The sequence below is a fragment of the Rhodanobacter lycopersici genome (genome assembly GCF_040812335.1).
GTDB lineage: Bacteria > Pseudomonadota > Gammaproteobacteria > Xanthomonadales > Rhodanobacteraceae > Rhodanobacter_A > Rhodanobacter_A lycopersici.
The window spans coordinates 329,681-349,573 of sequence record NZ_JBFOHK010000003.1; the positions used below are offsets into that span (position 1 = coordinate 329,681).

At 67.4% G+C, this 19,893-nt stretch carries 21 protein-coding genes; 5 read left to right on the forward strand and 16 right to left on the reverse strand.

Features of this window, described 5'->3' with window-relative positions; genetic code table 11:
* Positions 1-6 precede the first annotated feature (6 nt).
* Positions 7-1,464 (forward strand): chloride channel protein, encoded by a 1,458-nt coding sequence (locus tag ABQJ54_RS12860; protein WP_367854710.1) that lies wholly within the window; start codon positions 7-9, stop codon positions 1,462-1,464.
* Complete coding sequence (hutI, locus tag ABQJ54_RS12865; RefSeq protein ID WP_367854711.1) at positions 1,461-2,678, forward strand: imidazolonepropionase; 1,218 nt, start codon at positions 1,461-1,463, stop codon at positions 2,676-2,678. The genes ABQJ54_RS12860 and hutI overlap by 4 nt, the downstream gene beginning before the upstream one ends.
* A gap of 63 nt (positions 2,679-2,741) precedes the next feature.
* Here hutI and lpxK read toward each other — a convergent pair whose 3' ends face one another.
* From lpxK to ABQJ54_RS12935, 14 genes are all read right to left on the reverse strand, one after another.
* Positions 2,742-3,719: a tetraacyldisaccharide 4'-kinase gene (gene lpxK / locus ABQJ54_RS12870; protein ID WP_367854712.1), complete on the reverse strand. Its 978-nt coding sequence runs from the start codon at positions 3,717-3,719 to the stop codon at positions 2,742-2,744.
* Positions 3,720-3,726: 7 nt separating this feature from the next.
* Complete coding sequence (gene msbA, locus ABQJ54_RS12875; RefSeq protein ID WP_367854713.1) at positions 3,727-5,505, reverse strand: lipid A export permease/ATP-binding protein MsbA; 1,779 nt, start codon at positions 5,503-5,505, stop codon at positions 3,727-3,729.
* Positions 5,502-5,933: an ExbD/TolR family protein gene (locus tag ABQJ54_RS12880; RefSeq protein ID WP_367854714.1), complete on the reverse strand. Its 432-nt coding sequence runs from the start codon at positions 5,931-5,933 to the stop codon at positions 5,502-5,504. Before ABQJ54_RS12880 ends, msbA begins: the two co-directional genes overlap by 4 nt.
* 5 nt (positions 5,934-5,938) lie before the next feature.
* Positions 5,939-6,589, reverse strand: a complete 651-nt coding sequence (locus ABQJ54_RS12885) for a MotA/TolQ/ExbB proton channel family protein (protein WP_367854903.1) — start codon at positions 6,587-6,589, stop codon at positions 5,939-5,941.
* Positions 6,590-6,722: 133 nt separating this feature from the next.
* On the reverse strand, positions 6,723-9,032 hold the full coding sequence (locus tag ABQJ54_RS12890; protein WP_367854715.1) for a DNA internalization-related competence protein ComEC/Rec2: 2,310 nt from the start codon (positions 9,030-9,032) through the stop codon (positions 6,723-6,725).
* Between the two features lie 205 nt (positions 9,033-9,237).
* Positions 9,238-9,951 (reverse strand): lipoprotein-releasing ABC transporter ATP-binding protein LolD, encoded by a 714-nt coding sequence (gene lolD / locus ABQJ54_RS12895; protein WP_367854716.1) that lies wholly within the window; start codon positions 9,949-9,951, stop codon positions 9,238-9,240.
* On the reverse strand, positions 9,944-11,185 hold the full coding sequence (locus tag ABQJ54_RS12900) for a lipoprotein-releasing ABC transporter permease subunit (protein WP_367854717.1): 1,242 nt from the start codon (positions 11,183-11,185) through the stop codon (positions 9,944-9,946). Before ABQJ54_RS12900 ends, lolD begins: the two co-directional genes overlap by 8 nt.
* Positions 11,186-11,293: 108 nt before the next feature.
* Positions 11,294-11,731 carry a protein YgfX gene (locus tag ABQJ54_RS12905; RefSeq protein ID WP_367854718.1) on the reverse strand — a complete coding sequence of 146 codons (438 nt, stop codon included), beginning with the start codon at positions 11,729-11,731 and terminating at the stop codon, positions 11,294-11,296.
* Positions 11,703-11,942, reverse strand: coding sequence for an FAD assembly factor SdhE (locus ABQJ54_RS12910; RefSeq protein WP_367854719.1), 240 nt, complete (start codon positions 11,940-11,942; stop codon positions 11,703-11,705). Before ABQJ54_RS12910 ends, ABQJ54_RS12905 begins: the two co-directional genes overlap by 29 nt.
* A 167-nt stretch (positions 11,943-12,109) precedes the next feature.
* Positions 12,110-12,889, reverse strand: a complete 780-nt coding sequence (locus ABQJ54_RS12915) for a succinate dehydrogenase iron-sulfur subunit (RefSeq protein ID WP_367854720.1) — start codon at positions 12,887-12,889, stop codon at positions 12,110-12,112.
* A 97-nt stretch (positions 12,890-12,986) separates the two neighbouring features.
* A complete protein-coding gene (gene sdhA, locus ABQJ54_RS12920) occupies positions 12,987-14,774 on the reverse strand; it encodes a succinate dehydrogenase flavoprotein subunit (protein ID WP_367854721.1) in 1,788 nt (595 codons plus the stop codon).
* Between the two features lie 4 nt (positions 14,775-14,778).
* Positions 14,779-15,174, reverse strand: a complete 396-nt coding sequence (gene sdhD / locus ABQJ54_RS12925) for a succinate dehydrogenase, hydrophobic membrane anchor protein (RefSeq protein ID WP_367854722.1) — start codon at positions 15,172-15,174, stop codon at positions 14,779-14,781.
* The gene (gene sdhC / locus ABQJ54_RS12930; RefSeq protein ID WP_367854723.1) at positions 15,171-15,566 is read right to left on the reverse strand and encodes a succinate dehydrogenase, cytochrome b556 subunit; all 396 of its coding nucleotides are present in this window, start codon (positions 15,564-15,566) and stop codon (positions 15,171-15,173) included. Before sdhC ends, sdhD begins: the two co-directional genes overlap by 4 nt.
* Before the next feature lie 85 nt (positions 15,567-15,651).
* Positions 15,652-15,756 (reverse strand): DUF1674 domain-containing protein, encoded by a 105-nt coding sequence (locus ABQJ54_RS12935; RefSeq protein WP_367854724.1) that lies wholly within the window; start codon positions 15,754-15,756, stop codon positions 15,652-15,654.
* A gap of 197 nt (positions 15,757-15,953) precedes the next feature.
* On the opposite strand from ABQJ54_RS12935, the gene ygfZ reads away from it, so the two are divergent.
* Both ygfZ and ABQJ54_RS12945 read left to right on the forward strand, forming a co-directional pair.
* A complete protein-coding gene (gene ygfZ / locus ABQJ54_RS12940) occupies positions 15,954-16,757 on the forward strand; it encodes a CAF17-like 4Fe-4S cluster assembly/insertion protein YgfZ (protein ID WP_367854725.1) in 804 nt (267 codons plus the stop codon).
* Between the two features lie 465 nt (positions 16,758-17,222).
* Entirely contained in the window at positions 17,223-17,657 is a 435-nt protein-coding gene (locus ABQJ54_RS12945) for a cell wall hydrolase (RefSeq protein ID WP_367854726.1), read from the forward strand.
* A gap of 89 nt (positions 17,658-17,746) precedes the next feature.
* Here the strand turns inward: ABQJ54_RS12945 and ABQJ54_RS12950 are convergent, their stop codons facing one another.
* Positions 17,747-18,211 (reverse strand): outer membrane lipoprotein, encoded by a 465-nt coding sequence (locus ABQJ54_RS12950; RefSeq protein WP_367854727.1) that lies wholly within the window; start codon positions 18,209-18,211, stop codon positions 17,747-17,749.
* Between the two features lie 35 nt (positions 18,212-18,246).
* Positions 18,247-18,858 (reverse strand): glycine zipper 2TM domain-containing protein, encoded by a 612-nt coding sequence (locus ABQJ54_RS12955; RefSeq protein WP_367854728.1) that lies wholly within the window; start codon positions 18,856-18,858, stop codon positions 18,247-18,249.
* 190 nt (positions 18,859-19,048) lie between these two features.
* On the opposite strand from ABQJ54_RS12955, the gene ABQJ54_RS12960 reads away from it, so the two are divergent.
* Positions 19,049-19,828 (forward strand): TatD family hydrolase, encoded by a 780-nt coding sequence (locus ABQJ54_RS12960; protein ID WP_367854729.1) that lies wholly within the window; start codon positions 19,049-19,051, stop codon positions 19,826-19,828.
* The last annotated feature ends 65 nt before the right edge of the window (positions 19,829-19,893 follow it).

Here is a 19,893-nt window from a genome sequence, read left to right on the forward strand (position 1 = left end):
CGGCGGATGTCCGAGCCATCCGCACCGCCGAAATCGTCCAACCCGCGCCTGCAGGCCGTGCTTGGCCACGAGTTCTTCGCGCCGCACCAGTGGAAACGCCGCATCGCGCTGTGGAGCGGCGCGGTGCTGGTGGCGCTGGCGGCGATCCTGTTCGCCAAGGCCAGCACCTGGTCGTACGACTTGTTCCTGCGCATCCTGGCGCACGGCACGTGGATACCGCTGATCCTCACCCCGCTGGCGTTCGGCCTGTTGTCGTGGGTCACCGAGGGCCAGCTGCGCGCGGCGCGCGGCAGCGGCATCCCGCAGGCGATCGCGACTCTGCATGTGGAGGACGAGGGCTTCCGTGCACGGATGCTGGCCTTGCCGATAGCGGCCAGCAAGATGGCGCTGACCCTGATCGCCCTGGCGGTGGGCGCCTCGATCGGCCGCGAAGGGCCTACCGTGCACGTGGGTGCGGGATTGTTCTATTCGCTGGGCCGGCGCTTCGGTTTCACCGACGCCAAGGCGATCTCGCGCTTCATCCTCGCCGGCGGCGCCTGCGGCATCGCGGCCGCGTTCAACACGCCGCTGGCCGGCGTGATCTTCGCCATCGAGGAACTGGCCGGCACCTTCGAGCACCGCTTCAGCGGCCTGCTGCTCACCGCGGTGTTCGTGGGTGGCGTGGTATCGCTGGGCATCATGGGCAACTACTCGTACTTCGGCACCGTGCAGACCGACCTGCCGCTGGGCCATGCGTGGCTGGCGGTGTTGCTGTGCGGGGTGATCTGCGGGCTGCTGGGCGGGCTGTTCGCGCGGCTGATCCTGCTCGGCAGGCGCGGCCCGCTGGCGCTGGTCGGCCGCCTGCGCTCGCGCAACCCCGTGCTGTTTGCCACCGCCTGCGGCCTCGCGCTGGCAGTGATCGGCGTGCTCTCGCATGGCAGCGTGTACGGCACCGGCTACGACCAGGCGCGTGCCTTCGTGCAGGAGGCGGCGCAAACGCCCGGCGAGGGTTTCGGCATCGCCAAGCTGCTGGCGAACGTGGTGTCGTACTGGGCCGGCATCCCGGGCGGCATCTTCTCGCCGGCGCTCGCCGTGGGCGCGGGCCTCGGCCACAACATCGCGCACTTCCTGCCGCACGCGCCGGCCGCCGCGGTGGTGCTGTTGGGCATGAGCGCCTATTTGTCCGGCGTCACCGGCGCCCCGCTCACCTCGGCGGTGATCGCGATGGAACTGACCGACAACCAGGCGATGGTGATCCCGATCATGGCCGCCTGCCTGCTTGCCCGCGCGGCGGCGTCGATCTTCTCCCCCACGCCGGTGTACAAGGACTTCGCCGAACGCATGGTGCGTGATTTCGAGCAACAACAGGCAGCGCACGCTGCCCCGCCGCCCGCCACCGGCGGTACCAGCGCCTATGAGGAACCGGCCGCAGAGCCTGCCGACGCCCTCACCGACGATTCCGACAACGGACACCACCAGGCATGACCGCCAACCGCTGGGACCTGCTGCTTACCCATGCCAGCTTGGCGGGCTTCGCCGTCGACGCGCCGTTCGGCCTGATCGAAGACGGCGCACTGGCCTGCGTCGACGGCCACATCGCCTGGATCGGCCCGATGCGCGAGCTTCCGCCTGGCGCGAGCGCCAGGCACGTCGAAGACCTTGGCGGCGCCCTGCTCACGCCAGGACTGGTGGACTGCCACACCCACCTCGTGTTCGGCGACAACCGCGCCCACGAATTCGACATGCGCCTCAATGGTGCCAGCTACGAGGAGATCGCCCGCGCCGGTGGCGGCATCGTCTCCAGCGTGCGCGCCACCCGCGCCGCGAGCGAGGACGAACTGTTCGCGCAATCGCTGCCGCGCGCCCGCGCCCTGCTCGCCGACGGCGTGACCACGCTGGAGATCAAATCCGGCTACGGACTGGAACCGGAAGCCGAGCGGCGCATGCTGCGCGTGGCGCGGCGCATCGGCGCCGAGCTGGGCATCACGGTGCGCACCAGCTTCCTCGGCCTGCACGCACTGCCGCCGGAATACAGGGAACGCCGCGACGACTACGTGGCGCTGGTGTGCGACGACATGCTCCCCACGCTGGCGGCCGAAGGCCTGGTCGATGCAGTGGATGCGTTCTGCGAACGCATCGCCTTCACGCCCGCCGAGACGCGCCGCCTGTTCGAACGCGCACGGCAACTCGGCCTGCCGGTGAAGCTGCACGCCGAACAGCTGTCCGACCAGGGCGGTGCCGCGCTGGTGGCCGGTTTCGATGGCCTGTCCGCCGACCATCTGGAACACCTGGGCGAAGCGGGCATCGCCGCGATGGCGGCAGCCGGCACCGTGGCCGTGCTGCTGCCCGGCGCGTTCTACGCGCTGCGCGAAACCCGCCTGCCGCCGGTGGCGGCGCTGCGCGAGCACGGTGTGCCGATCGCCATCGCCACCGACTGCAACCCCGGCACCTCGCCCCTGCTCTCGCTGCGGCTGGCCGCGAACATGGCCTGCACGCTGTTCCGCCTCACACCCGAGGAAGCCCTGCGCGGCGTCACGGTCAACGCGGCCCGCGCGCTGGGCCTGCCGGACCGCGGCACGCTCGCCGTAGGCCAGCGCGCGGACCTGGTGGCGTGGAACGCGAAGCAACCCGCCGAGCTGTGCTACTGGATCGGCGGCCAGCTGGTGCGACAGATCTGGCTGAACGGCCAGCCCGTGTAGGCGCGGCTTCAGCCGCGATTCCGCAGCACGCACGTGGCAAAGGCATCGCGGCTGAAGCCGCTCCTACGCGCGCGCAGGCAGGCGTGCGATCAGTGCCTCGACAAAGGCCGGCGGCAATTCGGCACGCACCGGCACGCGCCACCAGTGCGGCTGGGCGAAGCCACGGCATTTCACCGCGTCCTTGTCGGTCATCAGCACCGCCAGGCCGTCGCCGAAGGCAAGCTCGCCGGCGACGAAAGCATGGTGATCGGGAAACGCATGCTCGATCACTTCGACGCCTGCATTGCGCAAGCCGGAGAAGAAGCGTTCCGGATTGCCGATGGCGGCCACCGCGTGCACACGCCGGCCCGCGAAGCCCGAAAGCGGCTGCCGCTGCGCGCCATCGAGCGTCACCGCATCACCACCCGCAAGCTGCATGGGATATTCGCCGGCCTGCGGCATAGCACCGTTGCACACGCGAAAATCCACGCGCGCCAGCCGTCGCAATGGTTCGCGCAGCGGACCGGCCGGCAGCAGGTGGCCGTTGCCGAAACGGCGCGCGCCGTCGATCACGCAGATCTCCACGTCGCGGGCGAGGCGATAATGCTGCAGGCCATCGTCGGCGATCACCACATCGCAGCCGTCCTCCACCAGCAATTGCGCCGCCGCGGGGCGGTCGCGCCCCACCGCCACCGGCACGCCGCTGGCGCGGATCAGGCAAGGCTCGTCGCCCACCGCGGCGGGATCGGGCGCCCCGTCCAGCAGCATCGGCTCGCGCTGGCGGCCGCCATGGCCGCGGCTGACCACGCCGGGGCGGAAGCCGCGCGCATGCAAGGCTTCCGCCAGCGCGATAGTCAACGGCGTCTTGCCGGTACCGCCCGCGGTGAGGTTGCCGATCACGATCACCGGTACCTGCAGACGCGCATGGCGCAGCGCACCGGAGCGATACAGCACGCGGCGCAAGGCGGTGAGTGCGCCGTACAGGACGGCCAACGGCCAGGTCCACCATGGGCTGCGACCGGTGCCGTACCACGCGAGCTGGAGTCTGTCGGCAAGCGCCATGAGCGCCTCAGTCGCCGCCCTGGCCTGCGTCGTGGAACTGCATGCGGTGCAAGGCGGCGTAGTGGCCGTTCTGCGCCAGCAACTCGGCGTGGGTGCCGCGTTCCACGATGCGGCCCTGCTCCATCACGGCGATCTGGTCGGCGCCCTCGATGGTGGAGAGGCGGTGCGCGATCACCAGGGTGGTGCGGTCGCGCATCAGCTGCTGCAGCGCCTGCTGGATCAGCCGCTCCGATTCGGTGTCCAGCGCGCTGGTGGCCTCGTCCAGCACCAGGATCGGCGCGTTCTTGAGGATCGCGCGGGCGATCGCAATGCGCTGGCGCTGGCCGCCGGACAGCATGTTGCCGCTTTCGCCGATATGGCTGCGGATGCCCTTGGGCAGGCGCGCGATGAATTCCATCGCGTTGGCCGCCTCGGCCGCGGCCACGATCTCGGCCTCGCTGGCGCCGGCCAGCTCGCCGTAGGCGATGTTGTTGGCCACGGTGTCGTCGAACAGCACCACGCTCTGCCCCACCCAGGCGATCTGCCGGCGCAGCGAGGCCAGTGTGTAGTCCTCGTAGTTCTCGCCGTCCAGCACGATGCGGCCCGCGCTTGGTTCGTTGAAGCGTGGCAGCAGGCTGACCAAGCTGCTCTTGCCGCTGCCGGAACGGCCGACCAGCGCGGTGACCGTGCCCGGCGCGCAATGCAGATCCACCCCGCGCAGCGCGGGAAAATCGTTGCGCGAATAGACCAGTCGCACGTCCTCGAAACGCAGGTCGCCGCGCGTGCGCACCAGCTCGCGCGTGCCGCGGTCGACCTCGGGCGGCAGGTCCATGATATCGAACAGATCCTCCGCCGCCGACACGCCGCGCTGGATGTTCGCCTGCACGTTGGTGAGCCGTTTCAACGACGGCAGCATGCCACCCATCGCGACCAGCACAGTGATGAAGGTGCCTGACGAGATGCTGTTGATCTCCCACGACCGGGTGCCCAGATACACCAGCAACGCCAATGCCATCGCGGCAACCGTCTGGATCGAGGAGCTCGACGTCGCACTGGTGGCGGCAATCTTCAGATTCAGACGACGCGTGCGGCTGATCACTTCGTCGAAACTCGCGGCAGCCTGCTTCTGGCCGCCATAAACACGTACTTCACGATGCGCACCGACCGATTCGTCCACCACGCCGACGACCGACCCCATCATGCTCTGGATACGCCGACTGATGAGCCGATAGCGCCGGCTCACCGCCGTGGCGATCAGCACGATGGGCGGAATCATCACGAACAGCGCCAGGGTGAGGTACGCGCTGGTGCTGAGCATCACGTACATCATGCCGACCACCATGGCGGTCTCGGTGATCACTGTCCTCACCGCATCCGTAGAGGCCGAAGCTACCTGCTCACAGGTATAGGTGACGCGGGAAATCTGGTGCCCCGACGCCTCGCCCCCGAAAAAGGTCGCCGGTAACCGGAGGTAGGCGGCGAATACATCACTCTGGATGGACTGCACCACGTTGCGACTGATGTAGGAAATGCCGTAGTTGCCGATGAAGATGGCCACGCCACGCGCAAGGAAGATGCCGATGATCCAGAGCGGCATCCAGAAAATCAGGTAAGGATCCTTCTTCGCAAACAGCTGATCGATGATCGGCTTGATCAGCTTTGTGAAGACCGTCAGGCTGCCGCTGTCCAATGCCATGCAAACCATCGTGATCACGCCGATGGCCCAGTAGCGCCGTGTATACCCCAGCAGACGCTTATAGACACGCCAGGTCTGTGCGTCCCAGATCACAGTCTTGCCGCCGCTCATTGCGCCCCGCCCGGCTGCGTCGGCGTGGTGGCGATCGACAGGCGGGTGAAGCCGAGCTGGCCCAGCGCGTCCATCGCGGTCACCACGCTCTGGTGCGAGGACAGCGCATCGGCGCGGATCGTCACCGGGCGGTCATGGTCGCCGTTCGCGTTGCGCTCGATCACCTGCTTCAGCGCATCGATGCCCTCGCCCGGCACCGCGTCGCTGCCCACCCAGTAGCGGCCATCGCGGTCGACCGTGATGGTGAGCGCGGGCGCGTTCATGTCGCGGTCCTGCACGCTGGCGTCGGGCAGGGTGACCTGCATGCGCGAGTGCTGGATGAAGGTGCTGGTGAGCACGAAGAACATCAGCAGGGTGAGCAGCACGTCGATCAACGGCACCACGTTGATCTCGAAGTCGTCCCCGCGGCGGTCGTTGCCGATGCGCATGCGCTTCAGCCCGCGCCCGGAGCGGTGGCGGCAGTCGCCGACGTGCGGCGTGGGCGCGCCGCGACCGGCGCATGGAGAGTGAGTTCGTCCAGCAGCGCGGTGGCCTGCTTCTCCATCTGCACACAGTAGCCGGCCACGCGCGAGCGGAAGTAGCGGTGCAGCACGTAGGCGGGGATCGCCACGGTGAGACCGGAGGCAGTGCAGATCAGCGCCTCGCCGATGCCGCCGGCCATCTTCGCCGGATCGCCGATGCCGCCGGCCATCACCTGCATGAACATGCGGATCAGGCCGATCACCGTGCCGAACAGGCCCAGCAGCGGGCCGATCAGCGCGATCGTGCCCAGCGTGTTGAGGTAGCGCTCCATCTCGTGCACCACATGCCGGCCGGTGTCCTCGATGCGCTCCTTGATCAGCTCGCGCGACTGGCCGCGTATCGCCAGCGCGGCGGCCAGCAGCTCGCCCAATGGCGAACCGTTCGACAACGCCTCCAGGTGATTCGGGTCGAGCTGGCCGGCGCGCGCCCACTGGCGCACTTCCTCGCCCAGCCCCGGCGGCAGCACGGCCTTGCGCCGCAGCGTCCAGCAGCGCTCCAGCACGATCGCCAGCGCCACCAGCGAACACACCAGGATGGGCAGCATCGCCCAACCGCCAGCCATCAGGATATCGAGCACGTTCGTCCCCACCGGGCGTTCAAAACGAAGAGGCCGCATCATAGCAGCCGGGCCGGCCGGTTCCGTGGCGGGAGTGGCAGTCTCCGCGCGCAGCGGAAATCAGGGTCTGGCCACGGTCTCAGGGCATCTCGCGCCAGTAGCGCGGATCGCGCAGCCGCCAGCGCCCGGTGACGTCCGCCGGTGCTCCGGCCGGGAAATCGATGCCGATCGCGCCGCTGTCGGCGGTGTTCAGCACCGGCACGCCGGCCTCGGCATAGCGCGCCATCACCTCGGGCTTCGGATGCCCGAAACGGTTGTGCCAACCGGCCGAGACGATGGCGAACGGCGGATCCACCGCGTCGATGAAATCCGCGCCGGACGAAGTCTTGCTGCCGTGGTGGGGCACCATCAACACCGGCGCCACGCCCTTGCCCAGCGCTGCCGCCACCTGCGGTTCGATCTTCGCCGTAATGTCGCCGGTGAGCAGCAGGCTGCCGCCTGCACCCTCCACCAGCAATACGCAGGAACGGTCATTGCCCTTGCCACCGGCATCCGGGGTGGGACTCAGCACGCGGAAGCGCACGCCGTCCCAGGACCATGCCTGCCCGCTCGCGCAGGACGACATCGGCAACGGCATGCGTTCCGGCTCGCCCGCATAACGAAGCGCCGCGGGAAAGGCAGCGGCCACGGCCAGCGTGCCGCCGGCATGGTCGTTGTCGGCATGGCTCACCATCAGCATGTCCAGCCGCGCGATGCCAAGCGCATGGACTGCAGGCAGTACCGCCGCTTCGCCCAGGTCGAAACCCGAGGGATAACGCGCCCCCGTGTCGTAGAGCAACGTATGGCCGCGGGTGCGCAGCAGCACCGACAGGCCCTGCCCCACGTCCAGCACCCAGACCTCGAACGCTCCCGCTGCCGGCCGCGCCAACCGCGGCCACAGCAGCGGCAGGAACAGCAGCAGGCCCAGCGCACGCAACGGCAAGCCGCGCGGCAGGAACATCCACAACGCACCCAGCGTGGCCAGCAGCAGCGCCCACGGCGCCAGCTGCGGCAGATACCAGTGCGCACCCGGCCAGGTCGCCATGCGTTCCAGCAACCACCACTGCGCATGCGCCAGTTGCGCCGCCAGCCACAGTACCGGCGTGGCCAGCGGCGGGCACAGTCCGAGACACAGCATGCCCAGCAAGGCGCAGGGCACGATCACGAAGCTCACGAACGGCACCGCGATCAGGTTGGACAACGCCCCTACCAGCGAAGCTTCGCCAAAGAACCACAAGGTCAGGGGCAGCAGCGACACCGTCATCAGGAGCTGCCCGGCGGTGAGCTCGTGCAGGAAAGCGCGCAGGCCGCGCCCGCGCGACTGCAGGCACAACATCAGCAGCGCCACGCCGGTGAACGACAACCAGAATCCCGCGGCCAGCACTGCCAGCGGATCGACGGCAAGGATCGCGATCAACGCCAGTGCCAACGACTGCGCGCCATGGCCACCACGCCGGCTGCAACACGTCAGCGCCACCACCGCGATCATCAGCAGGGTACGCACGGTGGGCAAGCCGAAGCCAGCCAGTGCGCTGTAGACACCCGCCGCCAGCAACGCGCCCGCTGCCTGCGCCTGCACCCGTGGCAGGCGTAGCGCCAATCCCGGCCACAACAGGTACAAGGCTCCGAGCAGCCAGACGCCAAACACCGCCGACACGCCCACGTGGAAACCGGAGATCGCGATCAGATGCGGGATGCCGTTGGCACGCGCCACTTCCCAGTCGTGCTGACTCAGGCCCCGTGTATCGCCCACCGAGAAGGCCTGCAGCAGGGCCGCATCGTGCGGGTCGCGCACCCGCCCGGCGATCTCCCGCGCGATCGCATCGCGCACCCCGTCCACACACCAGGTGCCGGTCAGCAGCGCGTTTCCTGGATCCTCGCGCACATAGCCGGTGGCCACGATGCGGCGCTGCAAGGCCACGCGCTCGCCGTCCGCCGTGCCGGGATTGAGCAACCCGCGCGGCCGCTTCAAGCGCAACAGCAGGCGCCTGCTCTCACAGGGTCGGAGCGGGGGCGCCTCGTCGTACCAGGACACCATCATCCGGCCATGCAAGGGCATGGGCTCGCCATCCAGCATGGCGTGTTCGGCGACGAAGGCAAAGCGTGTGGCGTCTTCACGCTTCAGGGGCAGCTCGTCGACGTGCCCGGTCACCACGAAGTCGCGGCCTTCCAGCGCACGCGGCAGGCGCGCCTCCATCGCATTGGCGCCGACGTGCATGGCCCACAGCGCCCCGGCACAGACGCATAACGGAAGACGCCAGTGCGGCCGGCGCCAGAACGCCACTGCGCCGGGCAGCAACAGCGGGATTGACAGCCATGCCGGTGGCAATGCCGGCAGCCATTGCACTGCGAGCACGCCAACCAGCAGCGCGGGCGCCGCCAGTGTCGCGGTGAGTGGCCTGTTGCGCATTTGCGCCACGCCCTGCCTCCCTGGGTATCGGGTCGAGGCTAGCGCGACGATGCCGCGGAAACGGACGAAAAGTACGTAGGCAAAAGCCTTTGTTGATCTCGCCAAACCGCCATCTTGGCGATTTGGCGAGTCAGTGGGCCCGGTCAAAACCGGGCCGGCTTCCGCCATTCAAGCGTCGGCGCGGCGGGCCATCCGCGGCGGCCCTTCAGTCGCGCGGCTTCTCGCGCAGCACGCCGCCGTGCAGCACCAGGGTGCGATCCATGCGCGCCGCCAGCCGATGGTCGTGGGTGACCAGGATGAAGCTGGTGCCGATCTCGCGATTGAGCTCCAGCATCAGCGCGTAGACCTGGGCGGCGTTGCCCTCGTCGAGGTTGCCGGTGGGCTCGTCGCCCAGCACGCAGGCGGGCCGGGTGACCAGCGCGCGCGCCACCGCGCAGCGCTGGCGTTCGCCGCCGGAGAGCTCGGCCGGCTTGTGATGGATGCGCGCAGCCAGTCCCACCCGCTCCAGCAAGGCCGTGGCCTGCTTCTGCGCCTCGGCGATCGCCGTGCCGCGGATCAGCAGCGGCATGCACACGTTCTCCAGCGCGGTGAATTCGGGCAGCAGGTGGTGGAACTGGTAGACGAAGCCCAGCGAGCGGTTGCGCACCCGGCCACGCTCGGCGTCGGAGAGCTTCGAAAGCTGGCGTCCGTCCACCTCCACCTCACCCGCGCTGAGCGTATCCAGCCCGCCCAGGATGTGCAGAAGCGTGCTCTTGCCGGTGCCGGAGGCGCCCACGATGGCCATGGTCTCGCCGCGTTTCAGCTCGAAGCTGACGTCGGTGAGCACTTCGGTGCGCAGGCCGCCCTCGGCGTAGGTCTTGGCCACACGGTGGGCGCGCAGCACGTGTGCGTTCGGCGACATCGGATGCTTCTCACTCATAGCGCAGCGCCTGCGCCGGCTGCGTGCGCGAGGCGCGCCACGCGGGATACAGGGTGGCCAGCAGCGAGAACGCGAAGGTGACCGCTGCCACCCAGCCCACGTCGTGCCATTCCAGCCGGCTGGGCACCTCGGTGATGTAGTACACGTCCGGCGACAGGAACTGCACGTGGAAGACGTGCTCGACCCACTTCACGATGCCCGGCAACCGCCACGACAGCAGCGAGCCCAGGCTCACGCCGAAGCCGATGCCCACCAGGCCGACCAGCAGGCCCTGCACCATGAACATGCCCATCACGCTGCGCGGCGTGGCGCCCAGCGTGCGCAGGATCGCGATGTCCGCCTGCTTGTCGGTGACCAGCATCATCAGCATCGAGACCAGGTTGATCACCGCCACCAGGATGATCAGCGACAGGATGATGCCCATCACCTTCTTCTCCATCGAGATCGCGGAGAACAGGTTGGCATTGGTCTGTTCCCAGGTCTGCACCTGGTAGATCTGGCCCAGCTTGTCGGCCAGTTCGCGCGCCACCGGGCGAGCATTGAGAAGATCGTCCAGCTTCAGGCGGATGCCGCTGGGGCCGCTCTGGCTGTTGAGCTTCTCGGCGTCCTGGATGTTGATCAGGGCGAGGCCGGAATCGAACTGCTCCATGCCCATCGAGAATGTGCCCACCACGTGGAAGCCGCGCATGCGCGGCATGCCACCGAACGGGGTGGCGCGGAACTCGGGGACGGCCATCACTACCTGGTCGCCCACGCTCACGCCGAGCTGGGTGGCCAGGTCCTGGCCCAGCACGATGTTCCAGTTACCCGGCGTCAGCTCATCGAGCTTGCCATGCACCATGTGCTGGCCGATGTCGACCACCGAGGGTTCCAGCCTGGGGTCGATGCCGCGCGCCATCGCCGCAGCGGGTGCGCGCCCTTGCAGCAACGCCTGGATTTCCACGTAAGGCGCGGCACCCCGCACGTGCGGGTTCGCCTTGGCGATCTGCAATGCGCGCGGCCAGTCCTCGATGCTCTGGCCGATGCCGGAGATGGTGGCGTGCGAGATCGCGCCGAGGATGCGCGTCTTCATCTGGTAGTCGAAGCCGTTCATCACCGACATCACCGTGATCAGCGCGATCACGCTGATCGAGATGCAGACGATCGAGACCGCGGAAATGAAGGAGATGAACTGGTTGCGTCGCTTGGCGCGGGTATAACGCAGGCCGATGTAAAGCTCTAGCGGTCGGAACATGGGCGGTCGCAGATGGGGTCGGAGGGCGGCTCGCCCGGTAGAGCCGGCATTATCCGGCATTCGCTCGGACAACGCAGGGGGAGCAAAGTGCCGGCGGAAGCCGGAGGTTCAGATGCGCGCCACGGCTTCGCCCGGCTGCACCGTGGCCAGTCGCATGCGCAGGCGGCGCCGGATGTCCGCGTCGCTGTTGTCCGGCGCCAGCAACAGCACCTGTTCGCCCAGCGAAGCTGCGTGCAACCGCAACAGGATGCAGGCACCCAGCACGCGGAACGAAGCCAGGGTGGCTGGCGCGTCGCCATGGTCGGCGAGGCGCAGGCTCCAGCCGCCTTCGCCGCTCCAGCCTGCCGCCCGCACGGGCGAAGCCGACCAGCGTCGCACGGCGCGGAACACCAGCAAGGCGACCAGCGCAGCCAGCAGCAACTTCAAGCCACCCGGCAATCCGGACAGCACGATGGCGAGGATCGCCAAGGTCGCCGCCATCCACAGCAGGCGCGGCAGCCAGCGCGAGGGACGGTATTCAAAGCCGATGGCGGGCGCGGATGTCATCGATGATCGCCTGCCAGTCCGCGCGCGGTGCCTTGGCGTGGCCCATCACCCAGTCCCACAGGTCAGGATCCTGCACGTCGAGCAGTTCGTCGAAGGCTTGCTGCTGCGCTTCGCCGGCGTGCGGGAAGGCCTCGTCCAGCCAACCGCCGAACAGCGCGTCCAGTTCGCGGGTGCCGCGGCGGGTGCGCCAACGCAGGCGGCCCTTATCCATGAAGATTGGCGCGTAGCGCCGCCTTCGCCTCCTCTCCCCTTCGGGGAGAGGATTGAGGTGAGGGGCCAATCTTGCGTCGAGCCATCATCGGAAGCTTTCCTCGATCAACTTTCCCGCGAGCACCCGCCCCTCACCCTGCCCTCTCCCCGGCGGGGAGAGGGAAAACATCAGGCGCGGCGCTCCACCATCAGCTTCTTGATCTCCGCGATCGCCTTGGCCGGGTTGAGGCCCTTCGGGCAGGTGCGCGCGCAGTTCATGATGGTGTGGCAGCGGTACAGCTTGAACGGATCTTCCAGGTCGTCCAGGCGGGCGCCGGTGTCTTCATCGCGGCTGTCGACGATCCAACGGTAGGCCTGCAGCAGGATCGCCGGACCGAGGTAGCGGTCGCCGTTCCACCAGTAGCTGGGGCACGAGGTGGAGCAGCAGGCGCACAGGATGCACTCGTACAGGCCGTCGAGCTTCTTGCGGTCTTCCGGCGACTGCAGGCGCTCGCGGTCCGGCGCAGCGCTCTGCGTGCGCAACCACGGCTTGATCGAGGCGAACTGGGCGTAGAAGTGCGTGAGGTCGGGCACCAGGTCCTTCACCACCGGCATGTGCGGCAGCGGATAGATCTTCACGTCGCCCGCGGCCACCTTGTCGATCGCGCAGATGCAGGCCAGCGTGTTGGTGCCGTCGATGTTCATCGCGCACGAACCGCAGATGCCCTCGCGGCAGGAGCGGCGCAGCGTGAGCGTGGGGTCGATCTCGTTCTTGATCTTCAGCAGCGCGTCCAGAACCATCGGGCCGCACGCGGCCAGGTCCACCTCGTAGGTGTCGATGCGCGGATTCTGGCCGTCATCCGGGTTCCAGCGGTAGACACGGAAGATGCGCGGCTTCTTCGCGTCTTTCGCCGGGAAATGCTTGCCGGGCTGGATCTTGGAATTCTTGGGTAGCGAAAACTCTGCCATATGCTGAACCCTTCAATCTTGCATGTAGGAGGGGCTTCAGCCCCGATCACTGCCTGATGCGGATACCGGTCGCGGCTGAAGCCGCTCCTACGGACGATCAATAGACGCGCTTCTTCGGCGGCACCACCTCGACCTCGTCGGTCAGGGTGTACATGTGCACCGGGCGGAAGTCGAAGCTGGCCTTGCCGTTCTCGTCCACCTTGACCAGGGTGTGCTTCATCCACTCGGCGTCGTTGCGATCCGGGAAGTCCTCGCGCGCATGGGCGCCACGGCTTTCCGGGCGCTGCTCGGCCGAATGCATGGTGCCCACCGCCTGGTCGAGCAGGTTGGCCAGCTCCAGCGTCTCGATCAGGTCGGAGTTCCACACCAACGAACGGTCGCTGGTGCGCACGTGCTTGAACGAGGCATGCACCGCGTCGATCTTGCTGCAGCCTTCCTTGAGGCTCTCGCCGGTGCGGAACACCGCGGCATCCGTCTGCATGGTGCGCTGCATGTCGAGGCGGATCTTCGCCGTGGGCAGCTCACCGTCGGCGTGGCGCAGGCCGTCGAAGCGGGCCAGCGCCTTGTCCAGCGCGCTGGCCGGCAGATCCTTGTGCGCCGCGCCCGGCTTGATGACCTCCGCGCAGCGGTGCGACACCGCGCGGCCGAACACCACCAGGTCGAGCAGCGAGTTGGAACCCAAGCGGTTGGCGCCGTGCACCGACACGCAGGCCGCCTCGCCGATGGCGAACAGGCCCGGCACCACGGCGTCGACGTCGTCGCCCTTCTTCTGCACCACTTCGCCGTGGTAGTTGGTCGGGATGCCGCCCATGTTGTAGTGCACGGTGGGCAGGATCGGGATCGGCTCCTTGGTCACGTCGACACCGGCGAAGATGCGCGCCGACTCGGCGATGCCCGGCAGGCGTTCGTGAATCACCTCGGGGCCGAGGTGCATCAGGTTGAGGAAGGCGTGGTCCTTGTGCTCGCCCACGCCGCGGCCTTCGCGCACTTCGATGGTGATGGCGCGGCTGACCACGTCGCGCGAGGCCAGGTCCTTCGCGCTCGGCGCGTAGCGCTCCATGAAGCGCTCGCCCTCGGAATTGGTGAGGTAACCGCCCTCGCCGCGCACGCCCTCGGTGATCAGGCAGCCCGCGCCATAGATGCCGGTGGGATGGAACTGCACGAATTCCAGGTCCTGCAGCGCCAAGCCTGCGCGCAGCACCATGCCGCCGCCGTCGCCGGTGCAGGTATGCGCCGAGGTGGCGCTGAAGTAGGCACGGCCGTAGCCGCCGGTGGCCAGCACCACGGCCTGGCCGCGGAACAGGTGCAGCGTGCCTTCGTTCATGTCGAGCGCGAGCACGCCGCGGCAGACGCCTTCGTCGTCGAAGATCAGGTCGATCGCGAAGTATTCGATGAAGAATGTGGCGTCATGCGCCAGCGCCTGCTGGTACAGCGTGTGCAGGATGGCGTGGCCGGTGCGGTCGGCCGCGGCGCAGGTGCGCTGCGCGGTGCCCTTACCGTAATGCGTGGTCATGCCGCCGAACGGGCGCTGGTAGATGCGGCCTTCGTCCGTGCGCGAGAACGGCACGCCGTAGTGTTCCAGTTCGTAGATCGAGGGGATGGCCTCGCGGCACATGTACTCGATCGCATCCTGGTCGCCGAGCCAGTCCGAACCCTTGATGGTGTCGTAGAAGTGGAAGCGCCAGTCGTCCTCGCCCATGTTGCCGAGCGCGGCGGCGATGCCGCCCTGCGCCGCCACGGTGTGCGAACGGGTCGGGAACACCTTGGTGATGCACGCGGTCTTGAGGCCCTTCTCGGCCAGGCCGAAGGTGGCGCGCAGGCCCGCGCCGCCGGCGCCAACCACGATCACGTCGAACTTGTGCTGCTGGATCTTGTAGCTTTCCACGGTCTCAAACTCCCAATGCGATGCGCAGCACGGCCAGCACGCCCGCGAGCGCGCCCAGCACCGCGAGGAACTTGATCGCCACCAGCAGGAGCACTTCCTTCCAGCGGGTATGCACGTAGTCTTCGATCACCACCTGCAGGCCAAGCACGGCGTGCCAGAACATGGTGATCACGAACAGGATCAGCAGCAGCGCATTCCACGGCTTCGCCACCGCGGCCTTCGCCGTGGCGTAGTCGGCGTGCAGCAGGCAGAGCACGGTGGCCACGAACCACAGGCCGAGCAGAACCAAGGCGGCAGCGGTGACACGCTGCGTCCACCAGTGGCCCACGCCCGACTGCGCCGAGCCGAGCCCGCGCGCGCGCTTCAGCGGGTTGCGCAGGTCCTTCGCGTTCGCGCTCATGCGGCACCTCCGGCGGACAGCACATAGGCCCAGACCAGGATCACCAGTACCAGGCTGACGATCACCGACAGCCAGCTCGAACGCACGAACTGCGGAATGGCATAGCCCGCGCCAGTGTCCTGCACCAGGTGACGGATGCCGTTGCACAGGTGATAGAACAGCGACCAGCTCCAGCCGACCAGCAGGATAATGCCCAGCGGGCTGCCCATGCAGGTCTTGAACTGGTCGAAGGCGGCCTCGCCCGCAGCCAGCGAGAGCAGGCCCCAGACCACGAGCAGCGTGCCCACGGCCAGCGCGATGCCGGTGGCGCGATGCAGGATGGAGGTCATCATCTGCACTTGCCACTTGTAGATCTGTAGATGCGGAGAGAGCGGTCGTCGCGTGTCTGCCATGGCGGCTATCCTGGGTGGAATCGCTGATCTGTCTGCCAAACCGAACCGCACGCGCACGTGACGACGAATGCCGCCACGCAACGCATCAGAAATCGATGCAGCGCCCGTTCTTCTCCCAGTCGCCGTAGCGGGTGGGATCGGGCGCCGGTCGCTCCGCCGCCGCCTTCTCCCCCGCCGGTTGCACGGGCACGGCCGCCGGTTCCGCCGGAGCGGGAGCGGGCCTGGATTCGGTTGGGCGGGAAGTGTCGGACATGGTCGTTAACAAGCGGCGGAAGGTTAATACTTGCCGCAATGCCGCACAACCTTGACGAACGTCGCGGACGTTGGCGGCGTCCCATGTCGCGACGACTTGCGTTGCACCATCATCACCCGCATCTTGGCTGACCTATGTCGACTCCCAGCCATGCCGAAACCCTGCTGATCGAAGGCCCCGACGCGCTCGCTTTCGCGCAGGCGCAATTCAGCAGCAACGTCCAGTCGCTCGCCGTCGGCGCGTGGCAATTCAGTGCGTGGCTGAACGCGCAGGGCCGCGTGCGTGCGCTGTTCCACCTGGCGCGACTGGATGAGCAACGCCTGCTGCTGCTGTTGCGCGGCGGCGAGGCAAAGGCACTGGGCGAGGCGCTGCGTCGCTACGTATTTCGCAACCGGCTCACGCTGCAGGCGTCACCATGGCAAGTGCCGGGCACCGCCGCTGCGCTGCCGCTGCACGCCTTGCACATCGAAACCGACGGCATCGTGCTCGGCTGCGGAACGCACAGCCTGCGCCTCGACACCAACGGCGAAGGCGACGAGGCGTGGCGACGACCGCAACTGCAACTGGGCTGGCCCTGGTTGCCCTCCTCCACGTTCGATCACTTGCTGCCACCGGCACTGTCACTGCACCGCCTGCAGGCAGTCGCAATCGACAAGGGTTGCTATCCCGGGCAGGAAATCGTCGCACGCCTGCACTGGCGCGGCGGCCACAAACGACATCTGTGCAATGTGCGCCTGACGCGCAGCGCAATATCAGGCGACATCCTGCATCACGAGAGCGACGAGATCGGCGTGCTGCTCGATGTCATCGATGACGGCAACGGTATCGATGCACTCGCCGTATTGAGTGACGAAGCCACATCAACGATGACGGAGAACACCATCTTGCATCTCGACGATGAGCTGGCGTTGTGCATGCAACATCGCTGGGAAAACTGAAGCGCTTGCATCGCCACACTTTCGTGAACAATCGTTCATCTTTGTCGACGTTTTGCATGGGTTCGCGTTGAAACCGGAGTACCCCGGCACTTGCCGCGAGGAAAATCCACCGTTAGGCTCCGCCCACCCTTTCATTGCGGCACCCGTCATCCACGGCTGCCGAAGCACGCGACGAACCGGAAGATTCCGTATCGGCGCGACCCGGCGAAGACCGCCGGATGGAGCACCCGCCTGAGTGCGGAATCCGTTGCAGGCTACACGACAACAGACGTCGCCAAGCGCCTCGGCAACACCTCTCGATCGGCACAGATGCCGCCGCTCGAACGCCACAATCCCGTGGCATTCGCCCAGCCACAAGTTTCGGCTGCGCGATCAATCCAGGTGGAACGGCCTGCCCGCCCGTCCACCGCAACGGCGCGTCAGACAGCTCATTCGTCTGCGCGTACAGCACGTTGGAGGCAGACAATGAAACTTTCCATGTTGTTGTGGCTGACCACCCTGATGCCACAACCCGTCGCAAACCAGGCCTGCCTGGCAACGACGGTGTACCTGGAGGCACGCAGCCAGCCCACCATCGGCCAGATGGCCGTCGCCGAGGTGGCAATGCGCCGCCGCGAGCGCGGCCAATGGGGCAGCACGGTGTGTCAGGTCGTGACGGCGCCGCACCAGTTCGCCACCACCACCACGCCCGGTTCGTTCGAGATCGACAACGCCGAGGCCTTCCACAAGGCGTGGGAAATCGCCGGCCGCACGATCCACGACTGGCAGCTGCCGGCGAACAAGCGCCGCATGCTGGTGCCACGCGCCGATCACTTTGCCACCGCGGCGGTGGCGCCTGCATGGTCGCGCAACAAGCCGGCAATCACCATCGGCGACCACACCTTCTACGCCGTGAACTGAGCAGGCGACATCGCAAAAAGAAAAAAGCCCTCTTGCGAGGGCTTTTTCATTTGGACGTCTAGACGCCCATAAAACAATCACGACACCGGTCACATCGGATAAACCTGGCCGTTGTTGATCTGCACGTAATCCCCGTTGCGGACGTTCGGGTTGTCGCGCTGGGTCACCGTGGCGTACTGGCCGTTGTCCAGTCGCACCACGATACGCCAGGCATTGCCGCCACCACCGGAGTTCTTGCCGATCTGGTTGCCGACGGCGCCACCAGCCACCGCGCCGACCACCGTAGCGGCGGTGCGGCCATCGCCCTTGCCGATGGTGCTTCCCAGCACGCCACCGGCCACGGCGCCGATCACCGCGCCCAGCACGCCGCCGTTGGGGTTGCCGCTGTCGACGTACACCGGCCGCACGTCCTGCACCACGCCGCACCCCTGCTGGCAACGACCGTAACCCTGGCCGTAGGCGGGACCCTGGGCCGGCGTGGTGACGCAACCACCCAGCACCAGCCCCGCCGCAAGCACGATTGCCGGAGCAATGCCCCGCGTCAGGATGTTCATCACGCAGCTCCTTCGAGGTTCACGGAATCGGGAGATCAACGAGCGTCCGAAACAGCCATCGCGCCTTCCTGCACCTGCACGCGATCGCCTGGGTCGTGATCCATGCGCGTGGTGCGGGTGACGCCGTTGTACACGTACTGCACGTCGTAGCCGATGATCTTGCCGCCGCCGTTGGCCACCGTGCTGCAGCGACGCTCGACCGTGGAAGTCACCTGCGGCTTGTGGTGTGCATTCTCGATGCGGTTGCCGGCGTAGCCGCCACCCACTGCCCCTGCCACCGTAGCCAGGGTATTGCCCTTGCCGCTACCGACCATGTGGCCAAGCAGGCCACCGGCCACGGCGCCGATCGCGGTGCCGGCGATATTGTGCTGATCCTTCGGCGGCGCCGTGTGGTTCACCACTTCGTCACGGCAAACCTGATGCGGCGTGTCTGTCGAACGCACCGGCGTCACGCTGACCACCTGGGCGTACTGCGGACCCGCCGGCTGCACGGGCGCGGGTGTCGCCTGCTGCGCGGGCACAGGCGCCGAGGCCGCTGCCTGCGCCCCCTGGGTACCGGCATCGGCACTGCGGTTGCAGGCCGACAAGCCGACGGCCAGCGCGGCAGCAATCCCCACATTGAGTGCATTGACCATCAACCTGTTCATAACCATCCTCCTCTGTCAGTTTTCCGTCCGCGACACAATGTGACATGCAGCTGCGCGCGATCTGCGGCGCCATTGAACCTTCACAAGTCTGAATACCGCCTAGACCATCGCCATTACACTAGCCTCACGCCGGGATCACTTCAGCCGGCGATGACGTCCGGTATCAGGAAACGAGAGACACATCACACCCGTGCTCGCCGACAGCCATGTCCATCTTGACGACCGCGCCTTCGATGCCGATCGCACACAGGTGCTGCAGCGCGCGCGCGACGCCGGTATCGACCGGATGGTGGTGCCGGCCGTGGATGCGGCCAGTTGGCCGCGCATTCGCGACCTTTGCGCGGAGCATCCGCGCATGCTGTTCCCCGCCTACGGCCTGCACCCGCTGTATCTGCGTCAGCATGCACCCGGTGATGTCGACGCATTGTTGTCGTGGTGCAACGCGAACACTGCCGTCGCGATCGGCGAGATCGGGCTGGATTTCCACGCCGCCGACCTGGATCCTGCGCTGCAGCGCAGCTACTTCACGCGGCAACTGGCGCTGGCCCGCGAACTCGACCTGCCGGTGATCGTGCATGCACGGCAGGCGCTGGAGGAAGTGATCCTCACCCTGCGCCACCATCCCGGCGTGCGCGGCGTGGTGCACAGCTTCTCCGGCAGCGAGGAACAGGCACGCCGGCTGTGGCAGCTCGGCTTCCTGACCGGCATCGGCGGGCCAGTGACCTACGAGCGCGCGCAGCGCCTGCGCCGTATCGTGGCAAGCATGCCGATCGAATTCCTACTGCTGGAAAGCGACGCTCCCGACCAGCCCGACGCAAACCATCGCGGTCGGCGCAACGAGCCGGCGCGCGTCGCCGAGGTGTTGCGCTGCGTGGCGGCGCTGCGCGGCGAACCGGAGCATGACGTGGCCGCCGCCACCGCCATGAACACCTGCCAGCTGTTCCGCCTGCCCGATCCCTTCACCACCTGATCACGACACGGCACTTGCATCACGCTCCCGCATGCGTCAGTATTTATTTCACCAGTGAAATATAA